The sequence below is a fragment of the Tropicimonas isoalkanivorans genome (assembly GCF_900112335.1).
Lineage (GTDB): Bacteria > Pseudomonadota > Alphaproteobacteria > Rhodobacterales > Rhodobacteraceae > Tropicimonas > Tropicimonas isoalkanivorans.
In genome coordinates this window covers 320348-337143 of sequence record NZ_FOLG01000001.1, presented here as the reverse complement: position 1 = coordinate 337143, position 16796 = coordinate 320348, and the positions used below count along the sequence as shown (strand labels likewise).

General features: G+C 66.0%; 17 protein-coding genes. 12 read left to right on the top strand and 5 right to left on the bottom strand.

Features of this window, described 5'->3' with window-relative positions; all coding sequences use genetic code 11:
* Nucleotides 1–64 precede the first annotated feature (64 nt).
* Both BM075_RS01545 and BM075_RS01540 read left to right on the top strand, forming a co-directional pair.
* Complete coding sequence (locus BM075_RS01545; protein WP_245758708.1) at nucleotides 65–700, top strand: DUF998 domain-containing protein; 636 nt, start codon at nucleotides 65–67, stop codon at nucleotides 698–700.
* A 110-nt stretch (nucleotides 701–810) separates the two neighbouring features.
* The gene (locus BM075_RS01540; RefSeq protein WP_093358778.1) at nucleotides 811–1275 is read left to right on the top strand and encodes a YybH family protein; all 465 of its coding nucleotides are present in this window, start codon (nucleotides 811–813) and stop codon (nucleotides 1273–1275) included.
* A gap of 86 nt (nucleotides 1276–1361) precedes the next feature.
* Here the strand turns inward: BM075_RS01540 and BM075_RS01535 are convergent, their stop codons facing one another.
* The 3 genes from BM075_RS01535 to BM075_RS01525 all read right to left on the bottom strand — a co-directional run bounded on the left by BM075_RS01535 (nucleotide 1362) and on the right by BM075_RS01525 (nucleotide 2720).
* Nucleotides 1362–1856, bottom strand: coding sequence for a helix-turn-helix transcriptional regulator (locus BM075_RS01535; protein WP_245758707.1), 495 nt, complete (start codon nucleotides 1854–1856; stop codon nucleotides 1362–1364).
* Nucleotides 1857–1864: 8 nt separating this feature from the next.
* Complete coding sequence (locus tag BM075_RS01530) at nucleotides 1865–2395, bottom strand: cytochrome b/b6 domain-containing protein (RefSeq protein ID WP_093358775.1); 531 nt, start codon at nucleotides 2393–2395, stop codon at nucleotides 1865–1867.
* 67 nt (nucleotides 2396–2462) lie between these two features.
* Nucleotides 2463–2720: a PepSY domain-containing protein gene (locus BM075_RS01525; protein WP_093358773.1), complete on the bottom strand. Its 258-nt coding sequence runs from the start codon at nucleotides 2718–2720 to the stop codon at nucleotides 2463–2465.
* 429 nt (nucleotides 2721–3149) lie between these two features.
* Between BM075_RS01525 and BM075_RS01520 the strand changes: the two genes are divergently transcribed.
* The 6 genes from BM075_RS01520 (at nucleotide 3150) to purF (ending at nucleotide 8966) form a co-directional block, all read left to right on the top strand.
* On the top strand, nucleotides 3150–3779 hold the full coding sequence (locus BM075_RS01520; RefSeq protein ID WP_093358771.1) for a ParA family protein: 630 nt from the start codon (nucleotides 3150–3152) through the stop codon (nucleotides 3777–3779).
* A gap of 190 nt (nucleotides 3780–3969) precedes the next feature.
* Complete coding sequence (locus BM075_RS01515) at nucleotides 3970–4749, top strand: SDR family oxidoreductase (RefSeq protein WP_093358769.1); 780 nt, start codon at nucleotides 3970–3972, stop codon at nucleotides 4747–4749.
* A gap of 103 nt (nucleotides 4750–4852) precedes the next feature.
* The gene (locus tag BM075_RS01510) at nucleotides 4853–5302 is read left to right on the top strand and encodes a paraquat-inducible protein A (protein WP_093359380.1); all 450 of its coding nucleotides are present in this window, start codon (nucleotides 4853–4855) and stop codon (nucleotides 5300–5302) included.
* Nucleotides 5303–5316: 14 nt separating this feature from the next.
* Nucleotides 5317–6681, top strand: a complete 1365-nt coding sequence (gene radA, locus BM075_RS01505) for a DNA repair protein RadA (RefSeq protein ID WP_093358767.1) — start codon at nucleotides 5317–5319, stop codon at nucleotides 6679–6681.
* A gap of 42 nt (nucleotides 6682–6723) precedes the next feature.
* Nucleotides 6724–7335: a CvpA family protein gene (locus BM075_RS01500; protein WP_093358765.1), complete on the top strand. Its 612-nt coding sequence runs from the start codon at nucleotides 6724–6726 to the stop codon at nucleotides 7333–7335.
* Between the two features lie 143 nt (nucleotides 7336–7478).
* Nucleotides 7479–8966, top strand: a complete 1488-nt coding sequence (purF, locus tag BM075_RS01495) for an amidophosphoribosyltransferase (protein WP_093358763.1) — start codon at nucleotides 7479–7481, stop codon at nucleotides 8964–8966.
* Between the two features lie 51 nt (nucleotides 8967–9017).
* Here the strand turns inward: purF and edd are convergent, their stop codons facing one another.
* Complete coding sequence (gene edd, locus BM075_RS01490; RefSeq protein ID WP_093358761.1) at nucleotides 9018–10823, bottom strand: phosphogluconate dehydratase; 1806 nt, start codon at nucleotides 10821–10823, stop codon at nucleotides 9018–9020.
* Nucleotides 10824–10985: 162 nt separating this feature from the next.
* On the opposite strand from edd, the gene BM075_RS01485 reads away from it, so the two are divergent.
* Both BM075_RS01485 and BM075_RS01480 read left to right on the top strand, forming a co-directional pair.
* Nucleotides 10986–12197, top strand: a complete 1212-nt coding sequence (locus BM075_RS01485; protein ID WP_093358759.1) for an RSP_2647 family RNA methyltransferase — start codon at nucleotides 10986–10988, stop codon at nucleotides 12195–12197.
* Entirely contained in the window at nucleotides 12194–12739 is a 546-nt protein-coding gene (locus BM075_RS01480; protein ID WP_093358757.1) for an RSP_2648 family PIN domain-containing protein, read from the top strand. Before BM075_RS01485 ends, BM075_RS01480 begins: the two co-directional genes overlap by 4 nt.
* A gap of 69 nt (nucleotides 12740–12808) precedes the next feature.
* Here BM075_RS01480 and BM075_RS01475 read toward each other — a convergent pair whose 3' ends face one another.
* Nucleotides 12809–13474: an HAD-IA family hydrolase gene (locus BM075_RS01475; RefSeq protein ID WP_093358755.1), complete on the bottom strand. Its 666-nt coding sequence runs from the start codon at nucleotides 13472–13474 to the stop codon at nucleotides 12809–12811.
* A 125-nt stretch (nucleotides 13475–13599) separates the two neighbouring features.
* On the opposite strand from BM075_RS01475, the gene glmU reads away from it, so the two are divergent.
* Nucleotides 13600–14955 carry a bifunctional UDP-N-acetylglucosamine diphosphorylase/glucosamine-1-phosphate N-acetyltransferase GlmU gene (gene glmU, locus BM075_RS01470; protein ID WP_093358753.1) on the top strand — a complete coding sequence of 452 codons (1356 nt, stop codon included), beginning with the start codon at nucleotides 13600–13602 and terminating at the stop codon, nucleotides 14953–14955.
* Nucleotides 14955–16772 carry a glutamine--fructose-6-phosphate transaminase (isomerizing) gene (gene glmS, locus BM075_RS01465; protein WP_093358751.1) on the top strand — a complete coding sequence of 606 codons (1818 nt, stop codon included), beginning with the start codon at nucleotides 14955–14957 and terminating at the stop codon, nucleotides 16770–16772. The genes glmU and glmS overlap by 1 nt, the downstream gene beginning before the upstream one ends.
* Nucleotides 16773–16796 lie beyond the last annotated feature (24 nt).

Sequence of the window (16796 nt, the reverse complement as noted above, 5' to 3'; positions counted from 1 at the left end):
GGCGAACGGAACCTTCCGCGCCGGCAGGTGTTCCCCAGTCAACAATAAGATGGGGGAAAATCCGGTGCCGCACGACCCGCCAGCCGACGGGGATAACCTGGAACGGCCGTATTTCCTCGTATTCCTTGGAGCTTTGGGCCTTTTGGGGTGTATCGCCCTCACCGCGGGAACGTTCGTCGCCGCGTTTCTGGTGCCCGACCACGACTGGGTGTCCGACACGATCAGCGACCTTGCTGCCGGTGACAACGAAATCATTATGGACCTAGCGCTCTACGGATTCGCGGCAGGGCTCTTCGCGCTTTCCCTCGCGGCCTCCCACGCCCATCTCGGGAGGGTGTGGTGGACCGGGGGAACGCTCGCACTGGCAATCCTGGCGGCGCTCGTTGTGGTCATCGGCGCGCGCAACGAATACGGCGATGGTGACAGCGAAGGCATCGTCCTTCACGTGTATTTCGTCTACGGGCTCGGCGCTCTGTTCCTCGCGGCGCCGCTGTGCTTCGCCGCAGATATCGGCCGCGAACACACGGGCACACGGCGGATGCTCATCGCGCTCGGTCTGGTCTGGGGCGTCTGCGCGCCCGTGTTCTTTTTCCTGCCCACCTCGATCGATGGCGCCTACGAACGTTGGCTGGGGCTACTCGCGTGTGCAATCGTCCTGACCCTTTCGCACTTTTTCGCAAGGCGGGGATGGGCAGGCTAAGCGCCGCTTCCGTTCTGAAGGGGAGGCGATGACCCATATCATGGCACGGCGCCGCCGAGGGCGGTATCCTGTGCCACGTGGGGACAGGCCCAATCGTGGGAGGGAAAGCCATGATCGGTCCTCGTACCAAAATCCTCGTCATCGCCGCAGTTGCCGCTGGCGTTTTGGGCTTCGGATCGGCGCGGGCAGACGACACTGCCGACAGGGCGGCAATCGAAACACTGTGGGACAGCTATGAAGCCGCCTCGGTTGCCGGCGACGCCGAGGGGTGGCTCGCTCTTTGGGACGCTGAGGGGATCCAGATGCCGCCCGGAATTCCGGCGCGACGCATCGACAGTATCGCCGAGGGCCTCGCAGACCGCTGGGCTGAACGTCCGCCACGGACCATGAGCATCCGCCCGATCGACATCGAGATTGCCGGCGACTGGGCCTTCGCCCGCGGCAACTACGACGTCACAACCGTTATTGACGGCACCGACGTGACCATGGAGGGCAAATTTCTCACCATCCTGAAGCGCCAGGACGACGGCTCGTTCCGGATCTACCGCGACTGCTTCAACGCCAACGCGGAGTAGGTCGCTACAATCCTGCGCGCGCTGTGGTCTTCTTGTTGGTCCAAATACCCAATTCCGTGCCCACCGCCCTGCGCGCGACTGGGATGTCAGCCCATCATCCCGTCGATGATATGGCTCAACAGTTCCCCGCGCCCCGTCGTGCCGGACTTGCGGTAGACCGCGTTGAGGTGCGACTTGACCGTGCCCTCCGCGCAGCCCCGAATTCCCGCGATCTCGGTATTGCTCAACCCCTTGACCATGAGCATCGCCACGTCCCGCTCAGCCGGCGTCAGTTTCCAGCCGTCGAAGTGCGCCTCGATCACATCGTGCATCGCCGCCGATGCCACGGAGATGCTGCGCTCCAGATGCGCCTTGCGTCGCAATAGCCAGCCGAAGTAGCGCGCTTCCATCAGAATCGCCAGGCAGAGCGTGAACGCCGCCAGCGCCTCCACGGCAAGGTGCCAGGCCGGGTCGTTCGTCCCGGCCTCCGGCAGGTCGGAAATCACATCGCTCACGAAGAACGCGGCGCAGAATACCTGCACCGCGATCAGGGCGATCATGAGGTAGGTCAGCCTGTTGCTTTCGCGCGCTCCGGGGGTCACGGGCCGTGTCAGTCCTGCTCGGATGGGATTTCCTTGTAGCCCGTGACCATAGCGAACGGAAGATTGATCCGTGTCCGGCGGCTCTCGAAGATGACCGCCGCGATGTGCAGCAGCACCGAGATTTCCGCCCACGTCACGGCCGCTTCGTGCAGAACTTCGGGCCATTCCACGCCCCAGAACATGTCGGTCGTCATCAGGTACCCAGACGTGCAGATCACCAGCAGCGTCAAGATCAGGTTGTAGATCATGAACGCGCCAAGCGGCGTGTGGCCGGTGTGGAGCGGCGTGCGCCCGAGGGCGATGTCGCGGACCTGGCCGGTCGCGGCGGACAGGCTCGGCGGAAAGGTCGAGAACCGCGCATAACCGGGGCCGACGATCCCCCAAAGGATGCGCGCGAGAACGAGCGCGAGGATCGCGTAGCCGATCCATTGATGAAGCTTCCCGTCGTCGTCGACAAAGAGCGCATTTGCAGCGAAGAGCGTGACCAGGGACCAGTGGAACAGGCGCACGAACGGATCCCAGACCTTGAGACGTGTCATGGCAATCTGCCTTTTCGGATTGCGATATCAGGGTGGGGGCGGCCCGGGGAACCGCCCCCGGCGGCGATCAATCGACGTCCGTCTTCACGACTTCCAGATCGCCGTTCAGGTAGATCTCCAGTTTCTTGCCGTCCTTCTTGGCATAGGCCTCGTACATCCCGTCTTCGACCTTGATCTTGCCCACCTCATACCCCTGCTCAGTGAGGGTCTGAGTGATCTGTGCCTTCGTTTCGTCGGTCAGCGTGACTTCGGAGGACGCTATCGCTCCGGCGGCGGGCAAGAGCATCGCGGCGGCAAGGGTGAGGGCGGCAGTGGTCTTCAGCATGGGTTTCTCCTGTGATGCTGTCTCAACGAGGGAAGGCCGGCTTGGCGCGTCCCGGGCGAGACTTGGGGCGCGTGGTCCGGCACGGAAATCCACCTGAGGTACGAAACGGCGCTGACGAGGCGCGAGTTTACGGGCCTATAACCGCAGTTACAGAGAATTTCCGCCTACCCAGCAGGCCCTTGGCGCAGATTGCATGCGGGCAACTCGCACACGCTGGTGATCCGGGCGCTGTCTCAGGTGTCGCTCGGAAACGCGTGGGCCGGTTGTGGTCGCCGGGCATTCGTCCATAAAGGTAGGGGGCATCTGGCAAGAGGCTGGGCAGGAGACAAAAGGGACCGGGGGCGAACCGCAGAGCGTCGTTGCAGCATTCGTCGCAACGTCACCCGTCCCTTCGAGCAAGATGATGTAGACTGACAGGGGGACGTGCAGATGAAAACGGTGCTGATCGCCAACCGGAAGGGCGGCTGCGGCAAGACGACGACGGCCATTACTCTGGCCGCGGCGCTGGCCGACGGCGGTTGGAAGGTCGCGCTGGCCGACGCCGATCTGCAGAAGTCCACCACCCGCTGGTTGAAGCGCCGCCCCGCCGGTGTCCCCAAGATCACGCATCTCGACTGGACCTCCCGCAAATCCCTGGGCGCGGTGCCGAAGGGTGTGGAGTGGGTCGTCATCGATGCCCCCGGCGCGCTGTACGATGACGAAAGCCAGACCCTGGTGGCCGAGGCGAAAGCGGTGATCTGCCCCGTCATGCCGTCCTTCTTCGATGCCGACAGCACCAAGCGGTTCCTGAAGGACCTTCAGGACATCAAGCGCATTCGGAAGGGCAAGGTCCAAATCGAACTGCTCGCCAATCGGGTCAAGCCGCGCGGCCGGGCGAACGACCGCCTCGATACCTTCTTCGCCAAGATCGGGCACGACCCCGTGGCGCGGATCTCGGAACGGGTCGCCTATGGCGATCTGGCCGAAGAGGGGTTGTCCATCTTCGACCGGACTCAGGCCGTCTATCGGCCGATGCGGGCACAGTGGGACCCGGTGATTCACAGGCTGGTCGCGACCTGAGATGTACCTTGCGTCGAACACGGGGCGGGAGCGCGTGAGGTAACTTCCAAGGTTATCATCATTAGGCGTACAGCAGAAATCTTCTCTTGGAAGTCGAATTCGAGCGCGTGAAACTCCGCGCCCCTGCTTGCGGCGGCGGCCATGGCGCGGCAGGGTGCGGCGCGATCAAGGCATCAAAGGAGAACGAGTGATGGATCTCGGAATTGCGGGCAAGCGGGCATTGGTGACGGCGTCCTCGAAGGGGTTGGGGCGTGGCTGCGCGGAAGCCTTGGCCGCCGCCGGGGTCGATCTGGTGATGAATGCCCGCGGCGCGGAGGCGCTGGAGGCGGCGGCGGACGCCATCCGCGCGGCCCACGGCGTGCAGGTGACGGCGGTTGCGGCGGACATCACGGAGGAGGCGGGCCGCGCCGAGGTGCTGGAGGCCGCGGGGCAGGTGGACATCCTCGTCACCAACGCCGGAGGGCCGCCGCCGGGCATGTGGACAGACTGGGAGCGCGACGACTTCATCAAGGCGCTCGATGCCAATATGCTCGCGCCGATCGCCCTGATGAAGGCGCAAGTGCCGGGCATGATGGAGGCCGGCTGGGGCAGGGTGGTCAACATCACCTCCGTCTCGGTCAAGGCGCCGATTCCGCAGCTCGGCCTTTCGAACAGCGCCCGCGCGGGGCTGACTGGCTACGTGGCGGGCACGGCGCGGCAGGTGGCGCCAAAGGGCGTGACGATCAACAACCTGCTGCCCGGCATTCACGACACGGCGCGGGCGGAGAGCCTTGATGCGGGCGCGGCGACCTCGGCGGGCATCACCCCGCAGGAGGCCCGGGAACAACGGCTGGAGACGATTCCGGCGCGGCGCTACGGCACGCCGGAGGACTTCGGCGCCATGTGCGCGTTCCTGTGTTCTCAGCACGCGAGCTTTATCGTCGGGCAGAACATCCTGCTCGATGGCGGCGCCACGAACCTTGCAATGTGAGGGCGGTCAAACGGACCGGGCTTTGGGGAAGGATTTGCACGCGAAAGCGCGGTCCGGGCTGTCCATGCACGGCTCGGCCCCCTATATGGGCGGGGCCATGACCATCCTGAAATACGCCAACCTCTCCCTCCTGCTGCTGTACCCGGTGGCGTGGTTTGCGCCCCTGATGCGGGCGGGCTTGCTGCCGTTCTTCGCGATGAGCGAGATCTCGGTGATCTCGGGGCTTCAGGCGCTCTGGAAAACCGACATTTTTCTCGCGCTGCTGGTCACTTCCTTCGCGCTCTTCGCGCCGTACCTCAAGACAATCGGATTGGCGCTGGTGCATTTCCGGATCGCGCGTAGGCGCCTTCTTCCCGCGCTGGAGGTGTTGGGGCGACTGGCGATGGCCGACATCTTCCTGATCGCGCTCTACATCGTCATCGCGAAGGGTGTGGGCGTCGGGCGGGTGGAGACGGCGTGGGGGCTTTACCTCTTTACCGCGTGTATTCTGGCCTCGTTCGCCCTCGGACTTCTCACTGAACGCCGGGGCGGGTTGCCGCGGGCGGGCGGCTAGGGCATCTGTCGGCCATGGCCAAACCGCTGACATTCGTCTGCGCCGAGTGTGGCGCCACGCATCCCCGCTGGTCGGGGCGCTGCGATGCGTGCGGCGCCTGGAACACCATTCAGGAAGAGGCGCCCCTGTCCGCCGGCCCCACGAAGAAATCGCTCGGGGGAGGGCGGGGCCAGACGCTGGCGCTGATGGACCTGGCGACCGAGGAAGCGCCGCCGCCCCGCACGCGCGCCGGCTTGGAGGAACTCGACCGCGTTCTGGGCGGCGGTCTCGTCCCCGCCTCGGCGCTTCTGGTGGGGGGCGACCCGGGGATCGGCAAGTCCACGCTCCTGTTGCAGGCAGCGGCGAGATTCGCAGAAGCCGGGCTGTCCTGCATCTATGTCTCCGGTGAGGAGGCGAGCGCACAGGTGCGGATGCGGGCGCAGCGGCTCGGGCTGGGGAAGGCCCCGGTTCGGCTCGCCGCCGAAACCAACCTGCGGGACATCCTGACGACGCTGGACCGCGAGCGGCCCGACCTCGCCATCATCGATTCCGTGCAGACCATGTGGTCCGACAACGTGGAGGCCGCTCCCGGCTCTGTCAGCCAGGTCCGCGCGGCCGCGCATGAGCTTGTGACTTTTGCCAAGCGGCGGGGAACGGCTGTGATCCTCGTCGGCCATGTCACCAAAGAGGGCCAGATCGCGGGCCCGCGTGTCGTGGAGCACATGGTGGACACTGTTCTTTACTTCGAGGGTGAGCGGGGGCACCAGTTCCGCATCCTGCGCGCGGTGAAAAACCGCTTCGGCCCGGCCGACGAGATCGGTGTGTTCGAAATGACGGGCGAGGGGCTGCGCCAGGTGACGAATCCCTCCGCGCTGTTCCTTTCGGACCGGGAGACGCGGGCGCCGGGTACGGCAGTCTTCGCCGGGATCGAGGGCACGCGGCCTGTGCTGGTGGAATTCCAGGCGCTCGTCGCGCCCAGCCCGACCGCGCAAGCGCGCCGAACGGTCGTGGGGTGGGACAGCGGGCGCCTGGCGATGATCCTCGCAGTGCTGGAAGCGCGCTGCTCCATCCCGTTCGCCGGGCTCGACGTCTATCTCAATGTGGCCGGCGGCATCCGGGTGAGCGAACCAGCGGCCGATCTGGCTGTGGCCGCGGCGCTACTATCGGCGCGCGAAGACGTGGCTTTGCCGCCGGATATGGTCGTATTCGGGGAAATAAGTCTCACTGGCGCGCTAAGGCCAGTGGGTCAGACAGAAAACAGGTTGAAAGAGGCGCAGAAACTTGGTTTTTCGCAAGCGGCGTTGCCGGAGCGGTCCAAGGTGAAGGCCCCCGACGGCGTCTCGATGCGGCAGGTTTCGGACCTGACCGCATTCGTCGGCGAAATGTTCGGCGCAGGCTAGAAGCCGGAGACTTACGAAAGGTCCGGGGCAGGAAGGCAGGGCATGGAAGGTTTTACCATCGTCGACGCGGGCGTCGCCGTCATCATCATCTTCTCGGCGATTCTCGCCTATTCCCGCGGGTTCGTGCGGGAAGCGCTGGCGATCGCCGGATGGATTGCAGCGGCCGTGCTGGCCTATATCTTCGCGCCGCAGGCAGAGCCGTTGGTGCGTGAGATCCCGGTTCTGCGGGACTTCCTCGACAACTGCACCGCCGCAACGATTGCCGCTTTTGCCGGGGTGTTCGCCTTGGCGCTTGTGGTCTTCGCCCTGTTCACGCCGGTGTTTTCCTCCGTCGTCCAACGATCGGCGCTCAATGCGATCGACCAGGGGCTCGGCTTCCTGTTCGGGGTCGTGCGCGGGGTGCTGCTGATCGTGATCGCGCTTGTCGTCTATGATTTCGCTGTCGGCTCCGAAGGTATCGATATCGTGGAAAACAGCCGGTCGGCGCAGGTGTTCGCCTCCATGCAGCAGAAGGTCAGCGGCGAGATCGCCGATCAGGAAACCGCTCTGCAGTGGCTCACCACCAAGTTCGAAGCGTTGATCGAGTCCGCCTGCGGGGCGGAGACGGACGCAGCCCTGACGCCGGAGACGCCGCCCGAGGCTGACGCGGGCTGAGGCCTGTGCCCGGCACGGCGTCGGGTTCCCGCACGGCCCGTCCTATACACGGTGCCGTGACAAAGGGATGACACCGGCCGCACAACGCCGTACATAGGCGACGCCGCCTAGATTTTCTGTCCGGATTCGGAGCCTCCTGCCTCATGTCTTCTGCACCTGAGACGACACGGACCCACTATGCCCACCCCTTCGACGACGACAAACTCCGCGAGGAATGTGGCGTCTTCGGTGTGTTTGGTGTCGCCGATGCCGCCAATTTCGTCGCCCTCGGCCTGCATGCGTTGCAGCATCGCGGGCAGGAGGCAGGCGGGATTGTCACCCACAACACGACGACGGGCTTCCATTCCGCCCGGCGATTCGGCTACGTGCGGGACAACTTCACCTCCGCCAAGTTGATGGAGACCCTTCCGGGGGAGCTGGCCATCGGCCATGTCCGCTACTCCACCGCCGGGTCCAAGGGCCGGACGGAGATTCGCGACGTCCAACCGTTCTTCGGAGAATTCTCCATGGGCGGCGCCGCGATTGCGCACAACGGCAATATCACCAATGCCGAGGCGCTGCGGCGGGAGTTGATCGAGCGCGGCTCGATCTTCCAGTCCTCGTCGGACAGCGAATGCATCATCCACCTGATGGCGCGCTCTCTGCAGCGCGACATCCCCGAGCGGATGAAGGATGCGCTGCGCAGGGTCGAAGGGGCCTTCTCCGTGGTGGCGATGACCCGGACCAAGCTGATTGGCGTAAGGGACCCGCTGGGCGTGCGGCCACTGGTGCTCGGCAGGATCGGCGACGGATGGGTGCTGTCGTCGGAAACCTGCGCGCTCGACATTATCGGCGCCGAGTTTGTGCGGGAGGTCGAACCGGGCGAAATGGTCGTTGTCACGCCCGAGACCGGACTGCGCAGTCACAGACCGTTCGAGGCGAAGTCCTCCCGTTTCTGCATCTTCGAACACGTCTACTTCAGCCGCCCCGATTCCATCCTCGGCGGCCGCTCCGTCTATGAAACCCGCCGCCAGATCGGTGTGGAACTGGCGCGCGAGGCGCCGGTGGATGCGGATCTGGTTTGCCCGGTGCCCGATTCCGGCACCCCCGCCGCGATCGGGTTCAGCCAGGAGAGCGGCATTCCCTATGCCATGGGAATCATACGCAACCAGTACATGGGCCGCACTTTCATCGAGCCCACCGAGCAGATCCGAAACATGGGCGTGCGTCTGAAGCTCAACGTCAACCGCGCGCTCATCAAGGGCAAACGGGTGATCCTGGTGGACGACTCCGTCGTCCGCGGCACCACAAGCCGCAAGATCAAGGACATGATTCTGGATGCCGGGGCGAAGGAAGTGCACTTCCGCATTGCCAGTCCGCCGACCGCTTGGCCGTGCTTCTACGGGGTGGATACGCCGAAGCGGGAGAAACTCCTCGCTGCCACGATGTCCGAATCCGAGATGCGGGAGCATCTGGCGGTGGACAGCCTGCGTTTCATCTCGCTGGACGGGCTTTACCGAGCCGTCGGCGAGGCAGGCGGGCGCAAACCTGAGTGCCCGCAGTATTGCGACGCTTGTTTCTCGGGCGAATACCCTGTGGAGCCGGCCGACATGGTGGAGCGCGGATTCAAACTGAAAACCGCCGCCGAGTGATGGCTGCGCAATAGGGCCGGGCCGGGACACTGTCCCGGCCAATGCCGAACGTCAGAGAACGGAGCAGGCCCCTTCGGTCGACGGCCCCACGTTTCTCCGGAAGGTCTCGAACAGGTCTCTGCCCAGCCCGAAAGAGTTGGCCGAAAGATCTGCCTGAACCGGTGTACGATCCGTGAAACCGTCCTCCAGCACGTCCAGCGTTCCGGCCACCGCATCGACGCGGACAAGGTCGCCATCGCGCACCCGCGCCAGTGGCCCGCCGGCCGCGGCCTCCGGGCTGACGTGGATCGCTGCCGGAACCTTGCCGGACGCGCCGGACATCCGACCGTCTGTCACCAGCGCCACCTTGAGCCCGCGATCCTGAAGCACGGCGAGCGTGGGGGTTAGTCCGTGCAACTCCGGCATCCCGTTGGCACCCGGCCCCTGGAAGCGGACGACGACCACGGTGTCCTCGGTGAACTCGCCCGCCTTGAAGGCGTCCTTCACCGACTGCTGGTCGTGGAACACCCGGGCGCGCGCCTCGATGACATGCCGCTCGGGCGCAACGGCCGAGACCTTGATGACCCCTTGTCCAAGCGAGCCGGAAAGCTGCTTCAACCCGCCCGTCGGCTGAAAGGGCGTGGCGGCGGGGCGCAGGATCTTCTCGTTCTGGCTGGTCCTCGACCCGGCTTCCCAAACCAGCTCGCCGTCGCGCAGTTTCGGGTCCTGCGTGTAGCGCTCCAGCCCGTCGCCCGCTACTGTGCGGGTGTCGGGGTGCAGCAGACCGGCCTCGAGCAACTCGCCGATCATGTAGCCGAGCCCGCCCGCCGCGTGGAAGTGGTTCACGTCCGCCAATCCGTTGGGGTAGACCTTGGCCAGAAGCGGCGTTGCTTCGGACAGATCCGCGAAGTCCTCCAATGCCAGCAGAACGCCGGCGGCCCGGGCCATCGCAGGCAGGTGCAGGATCAGGTTGGTCGACCCGCCCGTTGCCATCAGCCCGACGATGCCGTTGACAAAGGTCCGTTCGTCCAGAATCTCGCCCACCGGCGTATAGGCATTGCCGAGCGCCGTGATCTCCGCCGCGCGCTTCGCCGCTGCCACCGTCAACGCATCGCGCAGTGGCGTGTTGGGCGTGACAAAGCTTGCGCCCGGCAGGTGCAGGCCCATGAACTCCATCAACATCTGGTTGGTGTTCGCCGTGCCGTAAAAGGTGCAGGTGCCCGGTCCGTGGTAGGAAGCCATCTCCGCCTCCATCAGACGGTCGCGGCCGACCTCGCCGGTGGCGAATTGCTGTCGAACCTTAGCCTTCTCGTCGTTCGGCAGCCCGCTGGTCATCGGCCCCGCCGGAACGAAAACCGCTGGCAGGTGCGAGAAACTCGCCGCGGCCATCACCAGTCCCGGAACGATCTTGTCACAGACCCCGAGGAACAGGGCGCTGTCGAAGGTGTTGTGGCTGAGCGCCACGGCCGAGGCCATCGCGATCACGTCCCGCGAGAACAGGCTCAGCTCCATCCCCGTTTGTCCCTGGGTCACGCCATCGCACATCGCTGGGACCCCTCCGGCCACCTGAGCGGTCGCGCCGGCCTCGCGGGCGGCGGTGCGGATGAGGTCGGGGAAACGCTCGTATGGCTGGTGCGCCGAGAGCATGTCGTTATAGGCGGTCACGATGCCGATGTTCGGCGCGCGCCCTTCGGCCAGTGAGTCCTTGTCCCGCCCCATGGCGGCATAGGCATGGGCCTGGTTGCCGCAGGTCAGATGCGCCCGCGCCGGCCCGGCCTCGGCGGCGGCGCGCATGCGGTCGAGGTAGCTCTGGCGGCTGTCGCGGCTGCGGTCGGCGATGCGCTCGGTCACACGTGCGACCGTGGGATTGAGTTCCATGCGTCTCTCCTTCGCTTTTGCCGGATGCTGTAACAGTTTAGCGCTAACGGCGCAAACGCGGCCTTCGTTTCCGCGCGCTCGACTGTCCCGCCAATTAAACGGCGGTGCAACCCTGCCGTCATGGTCTTTATCCCGCCGCCCGGACGGGCTACGTGTCCGGCCATGACGGACCCAGCAGATTTCTCAACCACCCCGACCGTTCGCCTGCGCCCCAAGGCGGAGGCGCGTGCGCTGCGCCACGGCTTCCCGTGGGTTTACGCCGACGAGCTTGTCACCGACCGGCGGACCCGGGCGCTCGCGGCCGGCACTGTCGCCCGGTTGGAGGACGCCGAACGGCGGCCGCTCGGTATCGTCGCGCTGAACCCGGCCTCGAAGATCATCGGGCGGGTGCTCGACCGCGACCCGGAGGCGGAGATCGGACCGGCCTGGTTCGAGGAGCGCCTGGCGCGTGCGCTGTCGCTGCGAGAGCGGCTGTTCGATGCCCCGTTCTATCGGCTGGTCCATGCCGAGGCAGACGGGCTGCCGGGTGTGGTGATCGACCGTTTCGGCGATGCGGCCGTGATCCAGCCGAACGCGGCCTGGGCCGAGCAGCGTCTGGACCAGCTTGCCGCGGCGCTGGAACGCGTGACAGGCGTCACGGTGATCGTGAAGAACGGTACCGGGCGCGCGCGGGGGCCGGAGGGACTGCCGGAGGAGACCCTCCTGCTGAAAGGCGCCCTTGATGGACCCGTGCCGGTTCCGATGAATGGCGCGATCTACATGGCTGATCTGTTGGGCGGGCAGAAAACGGGCCTCTTTTTCGACCAGCGTCCGAACCACGCCTTCGCCGCCCGGTTGGCCCGCGGTGCGCGGGTGCTGGACGTGTTTTCGCATGTCGGCGGTTTCGGGCTGGCTGCTCTGGCAGCAGGGGCCGATCAGGCGCTCTGTGTCGATGGCTCCGAGCCGGCGCTGGACCTCGCCGCGCGCGGGGCGGAGGCGATGGGGCAGGCCGCGCAATTCACCACGCGCAAGGGTGATGCCTTCGCGGTCATGGAGGCGCTGGCCACGGAAGGGGCGACCTACGACCTCGTGGTTTGCGACCCGCCGGCCTTCGCCCCGTCGAAACAGGCGCTGGACGCGGGCCTGCGCGCCTACGAGCGCGTCGCGCGTCTGGCCGCGCCGCTGGTGGCGCCGGGCGGGTTCCTCGTGCTCTGCTCCTGCTCCCACGCGGCGGATCTCACGCGGTTCCGCAACGCCTCGGCGCGCGGTATCGGTCGCGGCGGGCGGCGTGCGCAGCTTCTGCACACCGGTTTTGCCGGGCCGGACCACCCGATGCTGCCGCAGCTGGCGGAGAGCGGATACCTCAAGGCCCTGTTCTTCCGGCTGTCTCCATGACCCGCGTTCTGATCGACGCCTGCGTGCTGTATCCCACCGTGATGCGCGAGATCGTCCTGGCCGTTGCGCGGGAAGGCTTGTTCCAGCCGCTCTGGTCGGACCGGTTGCTGGAGGAATGGGCCCGCGCCGCTGCACGCCGGGGGCCGCTGGACGAGGCGCAGGCCCGGGCGGAGATCGCCGTGACCCGAGCTGCCTGGCCGAATGCCAGCGTCACTCCGCGCGCGGGCGATCTGGCGCGTCTGTACTTGCCGGACCCCGCAGACGTTCACGTTCTCGCAGCCGCAATCGCAGGCTCCGCCGACGTGATCCTGACCAACAACGCGAAGGACTTCCCGCGCCACACGCTGGCGGAGGAGGGGCTGGCGCGGGAAGATCCGGACAGCTTTCTGTACCGCCTGTGGCTCGATAATCCGGACGCTGTGGCCCGGGCCGCGGCCACCGTTCTCCGCCAGGCGCAAACCATGGACGGCGTCCCGCACGAAATCCGCCCGCTGCTGAAAAAGGCCCGCCTCCCGCGCCTCGCCAAGGTCCTAAGTGCCTGACAGGCTTCTTGTGTCTAAAAATATCCCCGCCGGAGGCACGATCTTTCACCAGAAAGATCGTTTCGGTCTTTAGGGCAGCAAACGTTCGACAAGGTCCGGCAGCGCATCGAACCGGTCGAGAAGCGCCTCCGGGCCGAGCGCCTCCACACCGCGCCCGTCCGGGCCGAATGTGACCAGCACGCAAGGAACGCCGCCCGCGCGGGCCGTCTCGCGGTCGGTCTCGGTATCGCCGACCAGCAGCGAGCGCTCCACCTGCCCGCCCGCGCGTTCCACCGCCGCCCGGTAGGGCGCGGGGTCCGGCTTGCGCACCGGCAAAGTGTCGGCGCCCACCAGCGAGGCAAAGGCACCCCGCACGCCCAGCCGCCGCAGTAACAACTCCGCCAGCGCCTCTGGCTTATTCGTGCAGATTCCGATTGTAAAACCGGCGGACCGCAACGCCTCCACCGCGTCAAGTGCGCCCGGGTAGAGCCGGGTGTAGACGTCGATGGCCGCGCCATAGCGCTCCAACAGCCGGGGATACTCCCGCTCCACCTGTGCCTCCGCGTCCTCGGCGCCCAGTCGGGCAAAGCCGAGCCGCAACATCGCCCGTCCGCCGCGGAATGCCGTCGCCGCGTCGGATGCCGGGTCAAGCACCGCCCCGTGGCCGAGGCTTTCGAAACACCCGTTCGCGGCGGCGATCAGGTCGCCGCTCGTGTCCGCGAGGGTGCCATCCAGATCGAAGATCACCGTGCGCATGTCCGCCCTCCCGGCGTGGCCCCGGGGAGCCATGTTTCAGCGTGTCACCGCATTTGACCGCAGGCCTCTTGCAGCGCGCAGGTCCTCGCGTATTACGGAGACAGGCAGAAGAAAAGAGCAGTTCCATGTCGACCAGCCTAGTCATCCTCGCCGCGGGCCAGGGCACCCGAATGCAATCCGATCTGCCTAAGGTCCTGCACCGCCTTGCGGGCGCACCGCTTTTACACCACGCCATGCGGTCCGGTGCGGCCCTGGAGCCGGAGCGGACCGTCGTGGTTGCCGGACACGGCGCGGACCGGGTGGAAGCTGCGGCCCGGGAAGCCGACCCGGACGTTACGGTTGTTCTCCAGGCCGAACAGAAGGGCACGGCCCATGCCGTGCAGCAGGCGCAGCTCGCGCTCGACGGGGCCGGGGGCGACGTGATCGTGCTGTACGGTGATACGCCGCTGATCCGGCCCGAGACCCTGGGTGCGATGAAGGAAGCGCGCGCCAATCACGCGGTTGTCGTGCTGGGATTCGAGGCCGCCAATCCGGGGCGCTACGGGCGACTGGTGATGGATGGCGACACGTTGGAGCGGATTGTCGAGTTCAAGGATGCGACGGATGAGGAACGCTCGATAACGTTCTGCAATTCAGGCGTTATTTGCGCGGAATCGGATCTTCTGTTCGACCTGATAGAGGAGGTCGGTAACGACAACGCATCCGGCGAATACTACCTGACGGACATCATCGGACTTGCGCGTGGGCGCGGGCTTTCGGTCACAGCGGTGGCCTGCGAGGAGTCCGAGACGCTCGGCGTCAATTCCCGCGCCGACCTCGCCGCCTCGGAAGCTGCATTCCAAGCACGCGCGCGGCTGGCCGCGATGGACGACGGGGTCACGTTGGAGGCGCCGGACACGGTTGTCTTCGCCTTCGACACCTATCTCGGCCGCGACGCGATAATCGAACCCTATGTCGTCTTCGGCCTTGGCGTTACGGTGGAAACCGGCGCACGCATCCGCGCTTTCAGCCATCTCGAGGGCTGCCACGTCTCCCGCGGGGCTGTTGTGGGCCCCTACGCACGGCTCCGGCCCGGCACCGAACTGGCCGAGGATGTGCGCGTCGGCAATTTCGTGGAGATCAAGAATGGCGTTCTGGACACCGGGTCCAAGGTCAACCACCTGACCTACATCGGCGACGCCAGCATCGGAGCCGGCAGCAACATTGGTGCCGGGACGATCACCTGCAATTACGACGGCGTCTTCAAGCACCGGACCGAAATTGGGGCGGGCGTCTTTATTGGATCCAATACCATGCTCGTGGCCCCCGTCAAGGTGGGCGACGAGGCGATGACCGGTTCCGGCTCCGTCATCACGTCGGATGTCCCGCCGGGAGCGCTCGCGCTTGGGCGGGCGAAGCAGGTCAACAAGCCGGGCCTGGCCCGGCGCATGATGGAAAAGTTGCGCGCGGCAAAGAGGAAACTCAGCGAAAGGGAAAGCTGATGTGCGGAATCGTAGGGGTTCTGGGGCGGCATGAAGCGGCGCCGCTGCTGGTCGAAGCGCTCAAGCGGCTGGAATATCGAGGGTACGACAGCGCTGGTATCGCCACGGTCGATGACGGCAAGCTCGATCGCCGCCGCGCGGTGGGCAAACTCGTGAACCTCTCCGACCTTCTCGTCCATGATCCGTTGCCCGGGAAGTCCGGGATCGGACACACCCGCTGGGCCACCCACGGCGCGCCAAACGTCGCAAATGCCCACCCGCACCGGGCCGGGCCAGTCGCCGTAGTGCATAACGGAATTATAGAAAATTTCAGAGAATTGCGGGCCGAACTTGCAGCAGCGGGTTTGCCGTTTGAAACCGAGACGGACACCGAGACCATCGCGCTTCTGGTGCAACACATGCTCGGCAAGGGGATGAGCCCGCGGGACGCTGCTGCCGCCGCCATCGCCCGGTTGGAGGGCGCCTTCGCCCTTGCGCTGCTGTTCGACGGCGAGGACGACCTGATGATCGTCGCGCGCCGCGGCTCTCCCCTGGCCATCGGGTATGGCGACGGCGAGGTGTACGTCGGGTCGGACGCCATGGCGTTGGCGCCGATGACGAACATGATCACCTATCTGGAGGAAGGCGATTGGGCCTGCCTGAGCCGGCGCTCGGTGGAGATCCGCGATCAGGCGGGGCACCTGGTGGATCGGCCGATCCAGACCGTCAGCATCGACCTCACGCAGGTCGAAAAGGGCGGACACCGGCATTTCATGGCCAAGGAGATCGCCGAGCAACCGACCGTGCTGGGCGACGCTCTGGCTCACTACCTGCGCGACGATACGATTTCGCTTCCCGAACCCGGTTTGGATTTCAGCGAGTTCGACCGGATCGTTATGGTCGCCTGCGGTACCGCGAACTATGCCTGCGTGGTCGCCAAGTACTGGTTCGAGCGGCTGTCCGGGCTGAGCGTCGAGGTCGATATCGCCAGCGAATTCCGCTATCGCGAGCCGCCGATTCCGCCGCGCACGCTGGCCTTGTTCGTCAGCCAGTCCGGCGAGACGGCCGACACGCTGGCCGCGTTGCGCTACTGCGAGGGCAAGGCGGCGCGGATCGTCTCGGTCGTCAACGTCACGGAGAGTTCGATTGCCCGTGAAAGCGACCTCGTCCTGCCGATCCGGGCGGGGGCTGAAATCGGGGTGGCGTCGACGAAGGCGTTCACCTGCCAGCTGACGGTGCTGTTCCTGCTGGCCCTGAAGGGGGCGCATGATCGAGGCCGGTTGGATGGGGAGGAGATGGATGCCTACCTCTCCGCTCTCCGCCACATGCCCGGCCTGATGAACAGCGCGCTTGCCCGCTCGGGCGACATTGGCCGTGTCGCGAAGGCGGTGGCAGAGGCGCGCGACGTGCTGTTCCTAGGCCGCGGCGCCATGTTCCCTCTGGCGATGGAGGGAGCGTTGAAGCTGAAAGAGATCAGCTACATACACGCCGAAGGCTATGCATCGGGTGAGCTGAAGCATGGGCCGATCGCGCTGGTGGACAAGTCCGTTCCCGTGATCGTCATGGCCCCATCCGACCACCTCTTCGACAAGACCGTGTCCAACATGCAGGAGGTGATGGCGCGCGGGGGCAAGGTGTTGCTCATCACCGATACCAAGGGCGCGAAACTGGCGGGTGACGGCTGCTGGAAGACGCTGACGTTGCCGGAGGTCGAGCCGATGTTGGCCCCGATCCTCTATGCCTTGCCCGCGCAGTTGCTGGCGTATCACGCGGCGGTGGCCAAGGGGACGGACGTCGATCAGCCGCGAAATCTCGCGAAGTCCGTCACGGTCGAATGACGGGCCGCCGCGACATGTGACGCG

Excerpts from the sequence above, each read along its gene's own strand:
- BM075_RS01480 (WP_093358757.1), top strand. The coding sequence starts at position 12,194 with ATGACCCGCGTTCTGATCGACGCCTGCGTGCTGTATCCCACCGTGATG.
- BM075_RS01515 (WP_093358769.1), top strand. The coding sequence starts at position 3,970 with ATGGATCTCGGAATTGCGGGCAAGCGGGCATTGGTGACGGCGTCCTCG.
- glmS (WP_093358751.1), top strand. The coding sequence starts at position 14,955 with ATGTGCGGAATCGTAGGGGTTCTGGGGCGGCATGAAGCGGCGCCGCTG.
- BM075_RS01500 (WP_093358765.1), top strand. The coding sequence starts at position 6,724 with ATGGAAGGTTTTACCATCGTCGACGCGGGCGTCGCCGTCATCATCATC.
- BM075_RS01540 (WP_093358778.1), top strand. The coding sequence starts at position 811 with ATGATCGGTCCTCGTACCAAAATCCTCGTCATCGCCGCAGTTGCCGCT.
- radA (WP_093358767.1), top strand. The coding sequence starts at position 5,317 with ATGGCCAAACCGCTGACATTCGTCTGCGCCGAGTGTGGCGCCACGCAT.
- purF (WP_093358763.1), top strand. The coding sequence starts at position 7,479 with ATGTCTTCTGCACCTGAGACGACACGGACCCACTATGCCCACCCCTTC.
- BM075_RS01475 (WP_093358755.1), bottom strand. The coding sequence starts at position 13,474 with ATGCGCACGGTGATCTTCGATCTGGATGGCACCCTCGCGGACACGAGC.
- edd (WP_093358761.1), bottom strand. The coding sequence starts at position 10,823 with ATGGAACTCAATCCCACGGTCGCACGTGTGACCGAGCGCATCGCCGAC.
- BM075_RS01525 (WP_093358773.1), bottom strand. The coding sequence starts at position 2,720 with ATGCTGAAGACCACTGCCGCCCTCACCCTTGCCGCCGCGATGCTCTTG.
- BM075_RS01520 (WP_093358771.1), top strand. The coding sequence starts at position 3,150 with ATGAAAACGGTGCTGATCGCCAACCGGAAGGGCGGCTGCGGCAAGACG.
- BM075_RS01530 (WP_093358775.1), bottom strand. The coding sequence starts at position 2,395 with ATGACACGTCTCAAGGTCTGGGATCCGTTCGTGCGCCTGTTCCACTGG.
- glmU (WP_093358753.1), top strand. The coding sequence starts at position 13,600 with ATGTCGACCAGCCTAGTCATCCTCGCCGCGGGCCAGGGCACCCGAATG.
- BM075_RS01485 (WP_093358759.1), top strand. The coding sequence starts at position 10,986 with ATGACGGACCCAGCAGATTTCTCAACCACCCCGACCGTTCGCCTGCGC.